Origin of the sequence: Variovorax boronicumulans (assembly GCF_009811375.1) — a bacterium.
Taxonomy (GTDB): Bacteria; Pseudomonadota; Gammaproteobacteria; order Burkholderiales; family Burkholderiaceae_C; genus Variovorax; species Variovorax boronicumulans.
On the sequence record NZ_BKDH01000003.1, the window covers coordinates 348,589 to 361,321 of the forward strand.

Here is a 12,733-nt window from a genome sequence, read left to right on the forward strand (position 1 = left end):
TTCAGGGCGTCGGCGCCGCCGACGATGCCGCGCCCGCCGGTGCCGGCACCGCGGCCGCCGCGGGCCAGGCCACCTCGCTGGCCACGCGCGGCTTGCCCATCGGCGCGCCCGCGCGGCCGATGCGCACGGCGGCCATGTCGGCCTCGCTCGGGTACTGGTCCATGAGCCAGTAGTCGAACACGCGGCGCGCCAGCGGCGCCGCGGCGCCCGCACCCCAGCCGGCGTTCTCGACGATGACGGCGAGCGCGATCTTCGGGTTGTTGGCCGGTGCGTAGGCCATGAACAGCGCGTGGTCGCGCTGGTGTTCTTCGAGCGCGCGCGCGTTGTACTTGGTGTTCTTGGCCTGCGTCACGGCCTGCGCCGTGCCGGTCTTGCCGGCCGCCTGGTAGCCCGCTCCCGCGAACACGCCGCGCGCCGTGCCGCTGGTGACCACGCTGGTCAGGCCCTCGCGGATCACCGCCACGTTGGCCGCCGTGTAGCCCAGGTTCTCGGCCGGCGGCTGGGGCAGCGGCACGACCTGCCCGCTGACCGTGTTGCGCATCGCCAGCGCCAGGTGCGGCCGGTGCTTCATGCCGCCGTCGGCCACGATGGCCGTGGCCTGCGCCAGCTGCAGCATGGTGAAGGCGTTGTAGCCCTGGCCGATGCCCAGCGAGATGGTCTCGCCCGCGTACCACTTCTTCTGCTCGGGCCGCTTGTAGGCGTTGCGCTTCCACTCGGTGCTGGGCAGCACGCCGCGCACCTCGCCGCCCAGGTCGATGCCGGTGATCTGGCCGAAGCCCATCGGCTTCATGAAGTCGTGGATCAGGTCCACGCCCATCTCGTTGGCCAGCGAGTAGTAGTAGATGTTGCTCGACACCTGGATCGAGCGGCGCATGTCGACGCCGCCCAGGTAGCCCTCGGGGCTGCCGAAGCGGTGGCCGCCGAAGTTGAAGTAGCCGGGGTCGTTCACCACCACGCTCGCGGCGCGCTTGCCGGTCTGCAGCGCCGCCAGCGCCATGAAGGGCTTGTAGGTGGAGCCCGGCGGGTAGGTGCCGCGCAGCGCGCGGTTGAGCAGCGGCTTGTCGATCGATTCGGTGAGCGCCTGCCAGCTCTCGGTGTCGATGCCTTCGACGAAGAGGTTCGGGTCGAATGTGGGCTTGCTCACGAAGGCCAGCACCTCGCCGGTCTTGGGGTCGATGGCCACGAGCGCGCCGCGCCGGTCGCCGTACATGTCTTCCACCAGCTTCTGCAGCTTGATGTCCAGCGACAGCATGACGGTGTTGCCCGGCGTGGCCGGGTGGCTCGCGAGCCGGCGCACGGCGCGTCCGCCGGCCGAGGTTTCCATCTGCTCGACGCCGGTCTGGCCGTGCAGCATCTTCTCGTAGCTCTGCTCGATGCCCAGCTTGCCGATGTAGTCGGTGCCCTTGTAGTTGGCCTGGTCTTCCTCGTCCCAGTCTTCCATCGCGGTTTTTTCGCGCTGGTTGATGCGGCCGATGTAGCCCAGCACGTGCGAGGCCAACTCGCCTTGCGGGTAGTTGCGGAACAGGCGCGCCTTGATCTCCACGCCCGGGAAGCGGTAGCGCTGTGCCGCGAAGCGCGCCACCTCTTCGTCGCTCAGGCGGGTGCGGATCGGAATGGAGTCGAAGCTGCGCGAGTCTTCGCGCAGGCGCTTGAAGCGGCGGCGGTCGCGCGGCGACACCTCGAGCACGCTGGTCAGGCTGTTGATGGTCTCCTCGACGTCGCCGACCTTGGAGGGCGTGATCTCCAGCGTGTAGGCCGAGTAGTTGGAGGCCAGCACGATGCCGTTGCGATCGAGGATGAGCCCCCGGTTCGGCACCACCGGCACCACGGCCGTGCGGTTGCTCTCGGCCTGCTCGGCCAGGTCGGCATGGCGCACGACCTGCAGGTAGACCAGCCGCGAGCCCAGCAGGCTGAAGGCGAACAGCACCGCCAGGCCGATGACGATCACGCGGCGCTTGAAGCGCGCCAGGTCGGCGGCAACGTTGCGGATTTCGGTCATGGCGTCAGGAAGCTTAGGCGTGCGCAGGTGCGATGGCAAATGCGACGGGCGGCCGCCGCCGGGCCGCCCCAAGGCGGGCCGCGCCTCCCCCTTGGGGGGTGGAGTTACACGCAGCGAAGCGAAGTGAAAAGCCGGGGGGCACCATGACTAGAGGGGGCGGTTCTCGTCGGGTTCGGGCGTGCGGCGCTGGGGCGCCAGCAGCAGCGCGGTGGCCAGCGGCCACAGCGCCGCCTCGAGCGCCGGCGAGACCAGCACGCCCCAGCCCGGGAACACGCCGCCGCCGATCATGCGCGTGATCACCTCGATGAACTGCGACAGCGCAAACAGCGGCAGCACCTGCAGCGCCTGCGAGAGCACCGGGTACCACAGCAGGCGCCGGTGGATCATGATCGCGAAGAAGCCCAGCGTGGTGTAGGACAGCGCATGCTGGCCCAGCATCGACGACTGGTGCACGTCCATGAGCAGGCCGAACATGAAGGCCGCGCCGATGCCCACGCGCGCGGGCTGGTGCACGCCCCAGAACACGATCACCAGCGCCAGCAGGTCGGGCATCCAGGCGGCGCGGCCGATGGGGATCATGTTGACCAGCAGCGCCACGAGCAGGCTGGTCCACATGAAGACGGGGCTGACGGGCAGCAAGAGCTGCTGCTGGCCGGGGCGCTTGATCATCGCGTGGCTCCCGCCGGTTTCTTCTCGTTCTTGCCGGCGCCGGGCTTGCCTTCGGGGCGCTTGCGCTGGGTGGACGCGGCCTCGACGTGCGGCGGTGCCACCGGCGCGCCGGAGGGCTCGAGCACCAGCACGTAGCGCGCCGCGGTCACGCGGGCCAGCGGCACGCAGTAGATGCGCGCAAAGGCCGAATCGGCGCGGCGCTCGATGCGTTCGATCTTCGCCACCGGCAGGCCGGCCGGGTAGATGCCGTCGACGCCGCTGGTGGACAGCAGGTCGCCCTCCTGCAGGTCGGCGTTGGCGGCCATGAAGCGCAGCTCCATGCCGCCGCCGTGCGCCGAGGCGTCGCCGAAGGCCACGCTGCGCACGCCGGTGCGGGTGTTCTGCACGGGAATGGCCAGGTCGCGGTCGATCACCAGCGTGACCTCGCTCGTGAAGGGCAGCACCTGCGTCACCTGGCCCAGCACGCCGCGCGCGTCGATCACCGGCGAGCCGGCGGCCACGCCCTGCGCGAGGCCCTGGTCGATGACGATCTTGCGCGTGTAGGGGTCGGCCGCGTCGTACAGCACCTCGGCCGGGCGGCCCGGCGTGGTGGTGGTCTGGCGCAGCTCGAGCAGCTCGCGCAGGCGGGCGTTGTCTTGCGCGAGCGTGTCGGCGCGGCTGGCGGTCTCGGCCTGCAGCATCAGGGCCTTGCGGGCTTCGTCTTCGTTGCGCTGCGCGGTCTGCAGCTCTTCGAAGTAGCGGCTGCCGCCCATCACCAGCATGACCGGCTTGAGCGCCGCCATCTGCACCGGGTAGAGCACCGCGCCGATGGCCGAGCGGATCGGCTTCACGAGGTGAAAGCGTGCGTCGGCGACCATGAGGAAGAGCGAGAGCGCGCCGAAGAAGATCAGCTTGCTGAGTGCCGATTGCCCCTGGTTGAACAGGGGTGGCGCTGTGCGATCGAGCGTGCCCAGAGGCATGTAGTCAGACCCGGCGGTGGTGCGGCATCAAATAACAAAAAGCCGGCCTGCGCAAGCAGAGGCCGGCCGATGATGGCTTTCGCCTTTTACTCGCTCGTGAAGATGCTGCCCAGACGGTCCATGCGCTCCAGGGCGATGCCGCAGCCGCGCACCACGCAGGTCAGCGGGTCTTCGGCCACGAGCACCGGCAGGCCGGTTTCCTCGGCGAGCAGGCGGTCGAGGTCGCGCAGCAGCGCGCCGCCGCCGGTGAGCATCATGCCGCGCTCGGCGATGTCGGCGCCCAGTTCGGGAGGCGTCTGTTCCAGCGCGTTCTTCACGGCCGAGACGATGTTGTTCAGGGGGTCGGTCAGGGCTTCCAGCACTTCGTTGCTGCTGATGGTGAAGCTGCGCGGCACGCCTTCGGAAAGGTTGCGGCCCTTGACTTCCATTTCCTTGACTTCGGAGCCCGGGAAGGCCGAGCCGATGTTCTTCTTGATGACTTCGGCCGTCGGCTCGCCGATCAGCATGCCGTAGTTGCGGCGGATGTAGTTGATGATGGCTTCGTCAAAGCGGTCGCCGCCCACGCGGACCGAGCCCTTGTAGACCATGCCGCCCAGCGAGATCACGCCCACTTCGGTGGTGCCGCCGCCGATGTCCACCACCATCGAGCCCGAGGCTTCGCTGACGGGCAGGCCGGCGCCGATGGCCGCGGCCATGGGTTCTTCGATGAGGTAGACGGCGGTGGCGCCGGCGGCTTCGGCCGCGTCCTTGATGGCGCGGCGCTCGACCTGGGTCGAGCCGCAGGGCACGCAGATGATGATGCGCGGGCTCGGCGTGAGGAGCGTGCGCGGGTGCACCATCTTGATGAACTGCTTGATCATCTGCTCGGTGATCACGAAGTCGGCAATGACGCCGTCCTTCATCGGGCGGATGGCCTCGATGTTGCCGGGCACCTTGCCCAGCATGGCCTTGGCTTCGCGGCCAACGGCCTGGATCACCTTCTTGCCATGGGGGCCGCCTTCGTGGCGGATCGCGACCACGGAGGGCTCGTCCAGCACGATGCCCTTGTTGCGGGCGAAGATCAGGGTGTTGGCGGTGCCGAGGTCGATCGCCAGGTCGGTGGAGAAGTACCGACGGAAAGCTCCAAACATGTGCGGAATCCTCTGAGCACGGCCTGCGCATCGGCAGGTCGTCGCTCTATTTTTGGGTCGTTTGACGGGGTGAATTGATCGTTTTTGGCGCAAAAGCCGGCGCGTTCGCGGGGGTTGCGGCAAAGGCGGGATAATAACCGAATCCCCTCTGAATCCCGTGTCGGCACCCTCTTCGGCGTGCGATTGCCTCCGGTTTTTTCGACCCGTCAGCCATCTATGTCTCTTTCCGCTTCCGATATTGCACGCATCGCCTCGCTGGCGCGGCTGCAGCTTGCCCCAGATGAAAGCGAGCGCATGCTCACTCAAATCAACGGCTTCTTCGATCTGGTCGAACGCATGCGCGCGGTCGACACCACCGGCGTCGAGCCGCTGGCGCACCCCGTGGCCGCGCTCGAAGACGTGACGCTGCGCCTGCGCGACGACGTCGTGAGCGAGCCGAACAACCGCGAAGCCAACCAGAAGAGCGCCCCGGCCGTCGAAGCCGGCCTGTTCCTCGTGCCCAAGGTGATCGAATAATGAGCAGCGGTGAACTGCACCAATTGAGCGTGGTCGCGCTGGCGAAGGCCTTGGCCGACCGCAAGGTTTCGGCCGTCGAAGCCTCGCAGGCGTTTCTCGGCCGCATGAAGGCCCACGAGTCGCTCGGCACCTTCGTCGACGTCAACGAAGAAGTCACGCTGGCCCAGGCCCGCGCGGCCGACGCGCTCATCGCCACCGGCAACGCGCCCGCGCTGGCCGGCGTGCCGATCGCGCACAAGGACATCTTCGTCACCACCGATTTCGCCACCACCGCCGGCTCGAAGATGCTCGCGGGCTACCGCTCGCCCTTCGACGCGACCGTGGTGCGCCGCCTCGCCGAAGCCGGCGCGGTCACACTGGGCAAGCTCAGCTGCGACGAGTTCGCAATGGGCTCGGCCAACGAGAACGTCGCCGTGCCCGCTGTGGGTCACGACCAAGCCGTGCCGGTGCGCAACCCCTGGAACCTGGAACGCATTCCGGGCGGCTCGTCGGGCGCCAGCGCGGCGGCCGTCGCGGCACGCCTGGCCCCCGCGGCCACCGGCACCGACACCGGCGGCTCGATCCGCCAGCCCGCTTCGTTCTGCGGCATCACCGGCATCAAGCCCACGTATGGCCGCGCCTCGCGCTACGGCATGGTGGCCTTCGCATCGAGCCTCGACCAGGCCGGCCCGATGGCCCGCTCGGCCGAAGACTGCGCGCTGCTGCTGTCGGCCTTCTGCGGCCCCGACCTCGACCGCGACTCGACCTCGCTCGACAAGCCTGCCGAAGACTTCGGCCGCTCGCTGAACGACTCGCTCGAGGGCCTGCGCATCGGCGTGCCCAAGGAGTTCTTCGGCGACGGCGTGGCACCCGGCGTGCGCGCCGCCATCGATGCGGCGCTCGCGCAGTACGAGAAGCTCGGCGCGAAGCGCGTCGAGGTCTCGCTGCCGCGCACCGAGCTGTCGATTCCCGTGTACTACATCCTGGCCGCGGCCGAAGCCTCGAGCAACCTGAGCCGCTTCGACGGCGTCAAGTTCGGCCACCGCGCCAGGCAGTACAAGGACCTGGCCGAGATGTACGAACGTACGCGCGCCGAAGGCTTCGGCGACGAAGTGAAGCGCCGCATCATGATCGGCACCTACGTGCTCTCGCACGGCTACTACGACGCCTACTACCTGCAGGCGCAGAAGGTGCGCCGCATGATCGCGGACGACTTCCAGCAGGCGCTGACGCAATGCGACGTGATCGCCGGCCCCGCCGCGCCGACCACCGCCTGGAAGATAGGCGAACACGGCGACGACCCCGTGGCCGACTACCTCGCCGACATCTTCACGCTGCCCGCCTCGCTGGCCGGCCTGCCCGGCATGAGCGTGCCTGCGGGCTTCGATGCGGGCATGCCCGTGGGCCTGCAGCTGATCGGCAACTACTTCGGCGAAGCGAAGCTGCTCAACGCAGCGCACCGCTTCCAGCAAGCCACCGACTGGCACACGCGCACGCCGGAGGGCTTCTGACATGAGCGAGACCGTGAACACATTCGAAGCACAACAACAAGGCCGCCCGACCGGCCCGCTGGTGCGCGGCTATGAAGTCATCATCGGCTTCGAGACGCATGCCCAACTCTCGACCGCGAGCAAGATCTTCAGCCGCGCCTCCACCGCCTTCGGCGCCGAGCCCAACACGCAGGCCTGCGCGGTCGACCTGGCGCTGCCGGGCACGCTGCCCGTGATGAACAAGGGCGCGGTCGAGCGCGCCATCAAGCTGGGCCTGGCGCTGGGCTCGCACATCGCGCCGCGCAGCGTGTTCGCGCGCAAGAACTACTTCTATCCCGACCTGCCCAAGGGCTACCAGATCAGCCAGTTCGAGATCCCGGTGGTGCAAGGCGGCGCGGTGTCGTTCTTCCTCGGCGAAGAGAAGAAGACCGTGCGCCTCGTGCGCGCCCACCTCGAGGAAGACGCGGGCAAGTCGCTGCACGAAGACTTCATCGGCCAGAGCGGCATCGACCTGAACCGCGCCGGCACGCCGCTGCTGGAGATCGTGACCGAGCCCGATATGCGCTCCACCGCCGAGGCCGTGGCCTATGCGAAGGAACTGCACAAGATCGTCACCTGGATCGGCATCTGCGACGGCAACATGCAGGAAGGGAGCTTCCGCTGCGACGCCAACGTGTCGGTGCGCAAGCCCGGCGAGAAGCTCGGCACGCGCCGCGAGATCAAGAACCTGAACAGCTTCAAGTTCATGCAGCAGGCGATCGACTACGAGATCAACTCGCAGATCGACGAACTCGAAGAGGGCCGCGCCATCGAGCAGGCGACCGTGCTGTTCGACCCCGCCACCGGCGAGACGCGCACCATGCGCACCAAGGAAGACGCGGCCGACTACCGCTACTTCCCCGATCCCGATCTGCCGCCCCTGGTGGTGGCCGCCGAGTGGATCGAGCGCGTGCGCGCCACCATGCCCGAGCTGCCGCGTGCCACGGCCGAGCGCTATGTGCGCGACCACGGCCTGTCGGAATACGACGCCGCGCAGCTCACGCAGAGCACGGCACTCGCACGCTACTTCGATGATGCCGTGGCAGCTGGCGCCACGCCGAAACTCGCGAGCAACTGGATCACCGGCGAAATGGCGCGCCGCCTGAACGCCAGTGGGGCAAGTGTCAGTGATTCACCGGTTCAAGCGGTTGCGCTCGCTGGTCTTATCAGGCACATCTCTTCTGGTGCCATAAGCAATAGCGCGGCGCGCCAAGTCTTTGATGCACTTTGGAATCGCGAGTTGAACCCAACCTTGGTCGGGGGAAGCTTTGAGCAGATGGATGCGATGTTTACGGCGTACTTCGAGGCCAAAGGTCTGACGCAAATGAACGACGCCAGCGCGCTCGACAAGATCCTCGACGAGGTGATTGCCAAGAACGCGAAGAACGTCGAGGAATACCGCGGCGGCAAAGAGAAGGCGCTCAACGGCCTCGTGGGCCAGGTCATGAAGGCCAGCGGGGGCAAGGCCAACCCCGCGCAGGTCACCGAGCTGCTGAAAGCCAAGCTGGGCTGATCGCGAACGAGCCCCGGGACCTTGCGCCAGGCCCCGGCGGGTTCGTTCAGCGCGGGTTGCCGCCGTTCTGCGGCGACCAGAGCGTCTTCAGGCGCCCGCGCTCTTCGTCGAAGCGCGCATTCACGCGCTTCTTCTCTTCTTCCTGCTCCGAGATGAAGCGGTTCTGCACGGCCACGCTCTGCGTGTTGTCCTCGATGCGACGGCGCACGGCGCCGGGCGCCTTGCTCGTGTCCTGCTTGTAGAACTCGAGCTCCTCGTCGATCTTCTTGCGGTCGTCGGCGAGCTCGACGAGGCGCTTCTTCGCGGCCTGGATCACGGCGTCGATCTGCGACAGGGCCTCGACGCGCTCGCGGTCGTGCGTGGTGGCGTTGGGGTAGCGCACCAGCAGCGCGCGCTCGCGGCGGCGCTCGTCGATGAGCCGTGCGGCCTGGATGGCGGCTTCGCGCGCGCGGTCCTCGCGCTCCTGCTGCTCGCGCGCCGTGTAGGTCGGCTCCAGCTTGCGGCGCACCGTGCCGCTCGGGCCCAGTTCGCGCTGCTCGCGGTCGCTGCACTCGGCGATCGGCCGGTCGGCCGTGAGCGTGCGCCCGCGCGCGTCGACGCAGGTGTAGATGCCGACACCGGGCCCGTCCGTCTTGGCGGGCTGGGCCAGCGCCATGCCGCACGACGACAGGGCCGCCAGGCCCAGCCACAGCGACGCCACGGCGGCAGCAGAAGAGGGATCGCGCGCGGGGCGTCGCATCGGCGCTGCGTCTCAGGCGCCGTAGCGCGTGCGGTAGGCCAGCACGCGCTCGCGGTGCGCGCCGAGGTCGGCGGCGGCGTTGCCCGAGAGGTAGCTCAGCAGGTCGTCCAGCGTGGCGATGGGCACCACCGCGAGGCCGAGCTGGTTGCGCACGTACTGCACGGCGCTGTGGTCCACGTCGACGCCGTTCTCGGTGGCTTTTTCCTGCCGGTCCAGGGCGATGGCCACGGCATGCGGCGTGGCGCCCGCGGCCTGGATCGCGGCGATCGATTCGCGCACCGCGGTGCCGGCCGACATCACGTCGTCGACGATCAGCACGCGGCCCTTGAGCGGCGCGCCCACCAGATTGCCGCCTTCGCCGTGCGCCTTGGCTTCCTTGCGGTTGTAGGCGAAGGGGTAGTTGCGCCCGCGGCGGGCCAGCTCGGCGGCCACGGTGGCGCCCAGCGGGATGCCCTTGTAGGCGGGGCCGAAGATCATGTCGAACTCGAGGCCGCTTTCGACCAGGCGGTCTGCATAGAATCCGGCGAGCCGCGCGATCTTGGCGCCGTCGTCGAAGAGGCCCGAATTGAAGAAATACGGGCTCATGCGACCGGCCTTGGTCTTGAATTCGCCGAAGCGAAGCACGCCGGCGTCGAGCGCGAACTGGACGAAGTCCTGTGCCACCGCGCTGCTTGTCTGACCGTCTACAGCCATTGGAAATTCCTTGTGTTCAAACTGACCAGTCTCAATCTCAATGGCCTGCGCTCGGCGGCCACCAAGGGCGTCGCCGACTGGGTGGCCGAACTCGCGCCGGATTGTATTTGCATGCAGGAGATCCGCGTCCAGGCCAGCGATGTCGAAGGCCGCTTCGAGCAGATGGCGGGCCTGCAGGGCCACTTCCACTTTGCCGAGAAAAAAGGCTACGCGGGCACCGCCATCTACACGAAGCATGCGCCCAGCGCCGTGGTGGTGGGCTGGGGTGATCCCGAATTCGACGCCGAAGGCCGCTACCTCGAGCTGCGCTTCGACACGCCCAAGCGCAAGTTCTCGGTGATCAGCTGCTACTTCCCGAGCGGCAGCTCGGGCGAGGAGCGCCAGGCCGCCAAGTTCCGCTTCCTGAAGGGCTTCTTCCCACACCTGCTGGCGCTGAAGAAGGAGCGCGAGTTCATCCTGTGCGGCGACATCAACATCGCACACCAGGAAATCGACCTGAAGAACTGGCGCGGCAACCAGAAGAACAGCGGCTTCCTGCCCGAGGAACGCGCCTGGATGACGCGCCTGCTCGACGCCGGCACCGAAGGCGCCGGCCTGGTGGACGTGTACCGCCGCCTCAAGCCCGACACCACAGGCGACGCCTACACCTGGTGGAGCAACCGCGGCCAGGCCTACGCGAACAACGTGGGATGGCGGCTGGACTACCACCTGGCCACGCCGGCGATGGGCGCGCTGGCGCGCACCGAGGCGATCTACAAGACGGTCAAGTTCAGCGACCACGCGCCGATCACGGTGGAGTACGACTTCACGCTGTAAGTCGCCCGCCCGTCGATGCCCATCCCGACTCCGTCTCCGTCCACGACCCCGTCCTCGCCGCCCACGGCCGCGGCGACGGCGGTGTACCTGCCGCGCGACGTGGTGAACGCGCCCGAGGTCAAGGCCGCGATCGCGCGCCGCAGCGCCGAGCGCGGCGACGACGCCGACATGGCGGCCTGGCTGCTGAACCACTTCTTCCGCTGGGCCATCGGCAGCTTCGGCAACGTGCTGCCGGTGCAGTCGCCCGCCGACTACCTGGCCGCGGCCGGGCCCGACAAGCCGCTGCCCGAGTGGCTGGCCAAGCAGCTGCAGCCGCGCGCCCCCGTCGCGGTGAACGCGGCGTCCGTGCAGGACAAGGAAAAGTCCAAGGGCAACAAGGGCAACACGGCCGAGTCGCCCGCCGCCGAAGCCGCCCCGAAAACTTTCTACTACCTCGACCCCGATCACCTCCTGCTGGTCGACCGCGAACGCATGCTGGTCGAGTTTTTGCGTTCGCGGCGCGGCACGCGGCTCGAGCAGAAGCTGCAGCGCATCACCTGCTTCATGGCCATGGCCCTGTGGGAGCAGGAGCACCAGCGCATGCAGGCCAAGCGCAACAAGGGCTGGGTGCCCAGCAGCGGCCTGGCGCTGAAGGAAGTGCTGCGCACGCCCAACGGCGTGATCTTCGAGTTCATCGGCAGCCACGCCGCCTTGCGCGAGGAGATGGCCTACGAGTCGTTCCACATGCAGCACTGCCTGGGCCAGTTCGCCAACATCAAGAAGCTCAATGGCGGCTACGGCGAGCAGTACGCGAGCGCCGCGCAGAGCGGCCGGCTGCGCCTGTTCACGCTGCGCAGCGCGGGCAACCTGCCGCACGTGACCATCAGCCTCGAAGTGCATCCCGACGGGCTGCGCGTCGACCAGATCAAGGGCAAGCAGAACCGCCACCCGATCCGCAAGTACGCCGACGACGTGCTGCAGTTCCTGCGCACGCTGCCGCCGCGCGGCGAGCGCCACAGCGACTGCGAGGGCATGGGCCTGGTGTTCGAGCCCGAGGCCTCGGACGCCGCCCGGGGCGAATGGAAGTTCGTCACCGACGTGCAAAGCCCCGACTTTCTGCTCAGCGTGATGAGCGGCAACTTCCACCTGATCGAGCACTTCGAGCAGCCGCCGCCTGCCCTGCAATGGCTGCTGCTGCGCATCGCGCCGCACGAGCTGGCGCGGCTGCGCCAGATGGACGTGGCGGTGGCCGCCGCCGCCCGGCTGACGCTGCCCGCGAACCGGCTGCCGCCGTCGCTGCAGGCGGCCCCCACGCCGACGCCCGCCGCGATGCTGGAAATCGAAGGCATCTCGCTGAGCGCCGCCGTGTGCGCGCCGCCGCTGGGAGCCGCATTGCCATGACGCAGGCCATCGTCATCGTTGTGTTCCTGGGCCTGCTGTACCTCGGGGTGCGCATCGCGTGGTTCGTCGTGCGCACCGCATTTCGTATCGTCGTGCGCGGCTCGGGCACGGCGATCGGCCACATGGAAAAGGCCAACGCCGACCTCGCGGTGCGCACCGCACAGGCCCGGGCCGATGCCGGCAAGGTGGTGCCCAACCGCCGCCGCTGGGCGCTGGCGCTCGGCGACATCCTGCTGCTGCGCAACGGCCTGCGCTGCGACAGCGAAACGCTGGCGCTCGACGTGCCCGCCGAGCAGCGCCAGCGGCTGGCCAAACAGGTGCTGCGCGAAATGAACATGGCCGCCGACCTGCCCGAGCGCGACATCGCCACGCAGATGCAGGCCGCGCTCGTCGGCTGGGTCGGCGGGCTCGGCCGCACCCACGCCAATTTCTACGAACAGCTCGCGGCCGAAGGCCAGGTGCGCGACGCGCTGGCCTTCGACTGCGCGCGCACCGCCTTCCTGGTGCGTTGCATCGCGCTGCTGGGCTGGGTGCCCGAGTCGCAGGCCTGGCTGGTGCTGTTCCTCAACGCGCAGCGCGCGCAGGACAGCTTCGAAAGCTGGGAAGACTTCGGCCACGCCTATGCACGGGCGCGGCTGCACTGGCTGCGCATCAGCAGCCAGGACGGCCCCGCCTCGTCGCGCGCCACGCTGGAAGTGCAGGAGCACCTGCAGAACAGCCAGGGCAACTGGCTCACGCTGCCCTGGAAGCGCTACCGCATCTTCGATCCCCAACCCGTCACTCTCGCCCCCACCGCGTCGGCCTGACGCGC

The 12,733-nt window shown here is 68.5% G+C and carries 12 protein-coding genes; 6 read left to right on the plus strand and 6 right to left on the minus strand.

Annotated features, from left to right (window positions below; genetic code table 11):
- Position 1: 1 nt before the first annotated feature.
- From mrdA to VHAB30_RS24305, 4 genes are all read right to left on the minus strand, one after another.
- A complete protein-coding gene (gene mrdA / locus VHAB30_RS24290; RefSeq protein ID WP_062472723.1) occupies positions 2–1,999 on the minus strand; it encodes a penicillin-binding protein 2 in 1,998 nt (665 codons plus the stop codon).
- Positions 2,000–2,146: 147 nt separating this feature from the next.
- Complete coding sequence (gene mreD / locus VHAB30_RS24295; protein WP_062472721.1) at positions 2,147–2,668, minus strand: rod shape-determining protein MreD; 522 nt, start codon at positions 2,666–2,668, stop codon at positions 2,147–2,149.
- Entirely contained in the window at positions 2,665–3,627 is a 963-nt protein-coding gene (gene mreC / locus VHAB30_RS24300) for a rod shape-determining protein MreC (protein WP_095743224.1), read from the minus strand. Before mreC ends, mreD begins: the two co-directional genes overlap by 4 nt.
- An 86-nt stretch (positions 3,628–3,713) precedes the next feature.
- Positions 3,714–4,757, minus strand: a complete 1,044-nt coding sequence (locus VHAB30_RS24305; protein WP_056583929.1) for a rod shape-determining protein — start codon at positions 4,755–4,757, stop codon at positions 3,714–3,716.
- 216 nt (positions 4,758–4,973) lie between these two features.
- Between VHAB30_RS24305 and gatC the strand changes: the two genes are divergently transcribed.
- Genes gatC through gatB form a run of 3 tightly spaced genes read left to right on the plus strand, consistent with a single transcriptional unit; the run spans position 4,974 to position 8,294 of the window.
- Positions 4,974–5,273: an Asp-tRNA(Asn)/Glu-tRNA(Gln) amidotransferase subunit GatC gene (gene gatC, locus VHAB30_RS24310; protein ID WP_056583926.1), complete on the plus strand. Its 300-nt coding sequence runs from the start codon at positions 4,974–4,976 to the stop codon at positions 5,271–5,273.
- A complete protein-coding gene (gene gatA / locus VHAB30_RS24315) occupies positions 5,273–6,763 on the plus strand; it encodes an Asp-tRNA(Asn)/Glu-tRNA(Gln) amidotransferase subunit GatA (RefSeq protein ID WP_159278859.1) in 1,491 nt (496 codons plus the stop codon). The genes gatC and gatA overlap by 1 nt, the downstream gene beginning before the upstream one ends.
- Position 6,764: 1 nt before the next feature.
- On the plus strand, positions 6,765–8,294 hold the full coding sequence (gatB, locus tag VHAB30_RS24320; RefSeq protein ID WP_159278860.1) for an Asp-tRNA(Asn)/Glu-tRNA(Gln) amidotransferase subunit GatB: 1,530 nt from the start codon (positions 6,765–6,767) through the stop codon (positions 8,292–8,294).
- A gap of 46 nt (positions 8,295–8,340) precedes the next feature.
- Here the strand turns inward: gatB and VHAB30_RS24325 are convergent, their stop codons facing one another.
- Together VHAB30_RS24325 and pyrE are read right to left on the minus strand one after the other, a co-directional pair.
- A complete protein-coding gene (locus VHAB30_RS24325; RefSeq protein ID WP_159278861.1) occupies positions 8,341–9,033 on the minus strand; it encodes a DUF4124 domain-containing protein in 693 nt (230 codons plus the stop codon).
- 12 nt (positions 9,034–9,045) lie between these two features.
- On the minus strand, positions 9,046–9,726 hold the full coding sequence (pyrE, locus tag VHAB30_RS24330; protein ID WP_056583914.1) for an orotate phosphoribosyltransferase: 681 nt from the start codon (positions 9,724–9,726) through the stop codon (positions 9,046–9,048).
- 12 nt (positions 9,727–9,738) lie between these two features.
- Between pyrE and VHAB30_RS24335 the strand changes: the two genes are divergently transcribed.
- From VHAB30_RS24335 to VHAB30_RS24345, 3 genes are read left to right on the plus strand one after another with little or no spacing between them, the layout of a single operon-like run.
- Positions 9,739–10,542 (plus strand): exodeoxyribonuclease III, encoded by an 804-nt coding sequence (locus VHAB30_RS24335; RefSeq protein WP_062472711.1) that lies wholly within the window; start codon positions 9,739–9,741, stop codon positions 10,540–10,542.
- Positions 10,543–10,557: 15 nt separating this feature from the next.
- Positions 10,558–11,922 (plus strand): PcfJ domain-containing protein, encoded by a 1,365-nt coding sequence (locus VHAB30_RS24340; protein WP_159278862.1) that lies wholly within the window; start codon positions 10,558–10,560, stop codon positions 11,920–11,922.
- On the plus strand, positions 11,919–12,728 hold the full coding sequence (locus VHAB30_RS24345; protein WP_159278863.1) for a DUF1266 domain-containing protein: 810 nt from the start codon (positions 11,919–11,921) through the stop codon (positions 12,726–12,728). The genes VHAB30_RS24340 and VHAB30_RS24345 overlap by 4 nt, the downstream gene beginning before the upstream one ends.
- Positions 12,729–12,733 lie beyond the last annotated feature (5 nt).

What these genes read in the sequence shown, in the direction of transcription:
- mrdA (WP_062472723.1), bottom strand. Translation starts at nt 1,999, where the DNA reads ATGACCGAAATCCGCAACGTTGCCGCCGACCTGGCGCGCTTCAAGCGC.
- mreD (WP_062472721.1), bottom strand. Translation starts at nt 2,668, where the DNA reads ATGATCAAGCGCCCCGGCCAGCAGCAGCTCTTGCTGCCCGTCAGCCCC.
- mreC (WP_095743224.1), bottom strand. Translation starts at nt 3,627, where the DNA reads ATGCCTCTGGGCACGCTCGATCGCACAGCGCCACCCCTGTTCAACCAG.
- VHAB30_RS24305 (WP_056583929.1), bottom strand. Translation starts at nt 4,757, where the DNA reads ATGTTTGGAGCTTTCCGTCGGTACTTCTCCACCGACCTGGCGATCGAC.
- gatC (WP_056583926.1), top strand. Translation starts at nt 4,974, where the DNA reads ATGTCTCTTTCCGCTTCCGATATTGCACGCATCGCCTCGCTGGCGCGG.
- gatA (WP_159278859.1), top strand. Translation starts at nt 5,273, where the DNA reads ATGAGCAGCGGTGAACTGCACCAATTGAGCGTGGTCGCGCTGGCGAAG.
- gatB (WP_159278860.1), top strand. Translation starts at nt 6,765, where the DNA reads ATGAGCGAGACCGTGAACACATTCGAAGCACAACAACAAGGCCGCCCG.
- VHAB30_RS24325 (WP_159278861.1), bottom strand. Translation starts at nt 9,033, where the DNA reads ATGCGACGCCCCGCGCGCGATCCCTCTTCTGCTGCCGCCGTGGCGTCG.
- pyrE (WP_056583914.1), bottom strand. Translation starts at nt 9,726, where the DNA reads ATGGCTGTAGACGGTCAGACAAGCAGCGCGGTGGCACAGGACTTCGTC.
- VHAB30_RS24340 (WP_159278862.1), top strand. Translation starts at nt 10,558, where the DNA reads ATGCCCATCCCGACTCCGTCTCCGTCCACGACCCCGTCCTCGCCGCCC.
- VHAB30_RS24345 (WP_159278863.1), top strand. Translation starts at nt 11,919, where the DNA reads ATGACGCAGGCCATCGTCATCGTTGTGTTCCTGGGCCTGCTGTACCTC.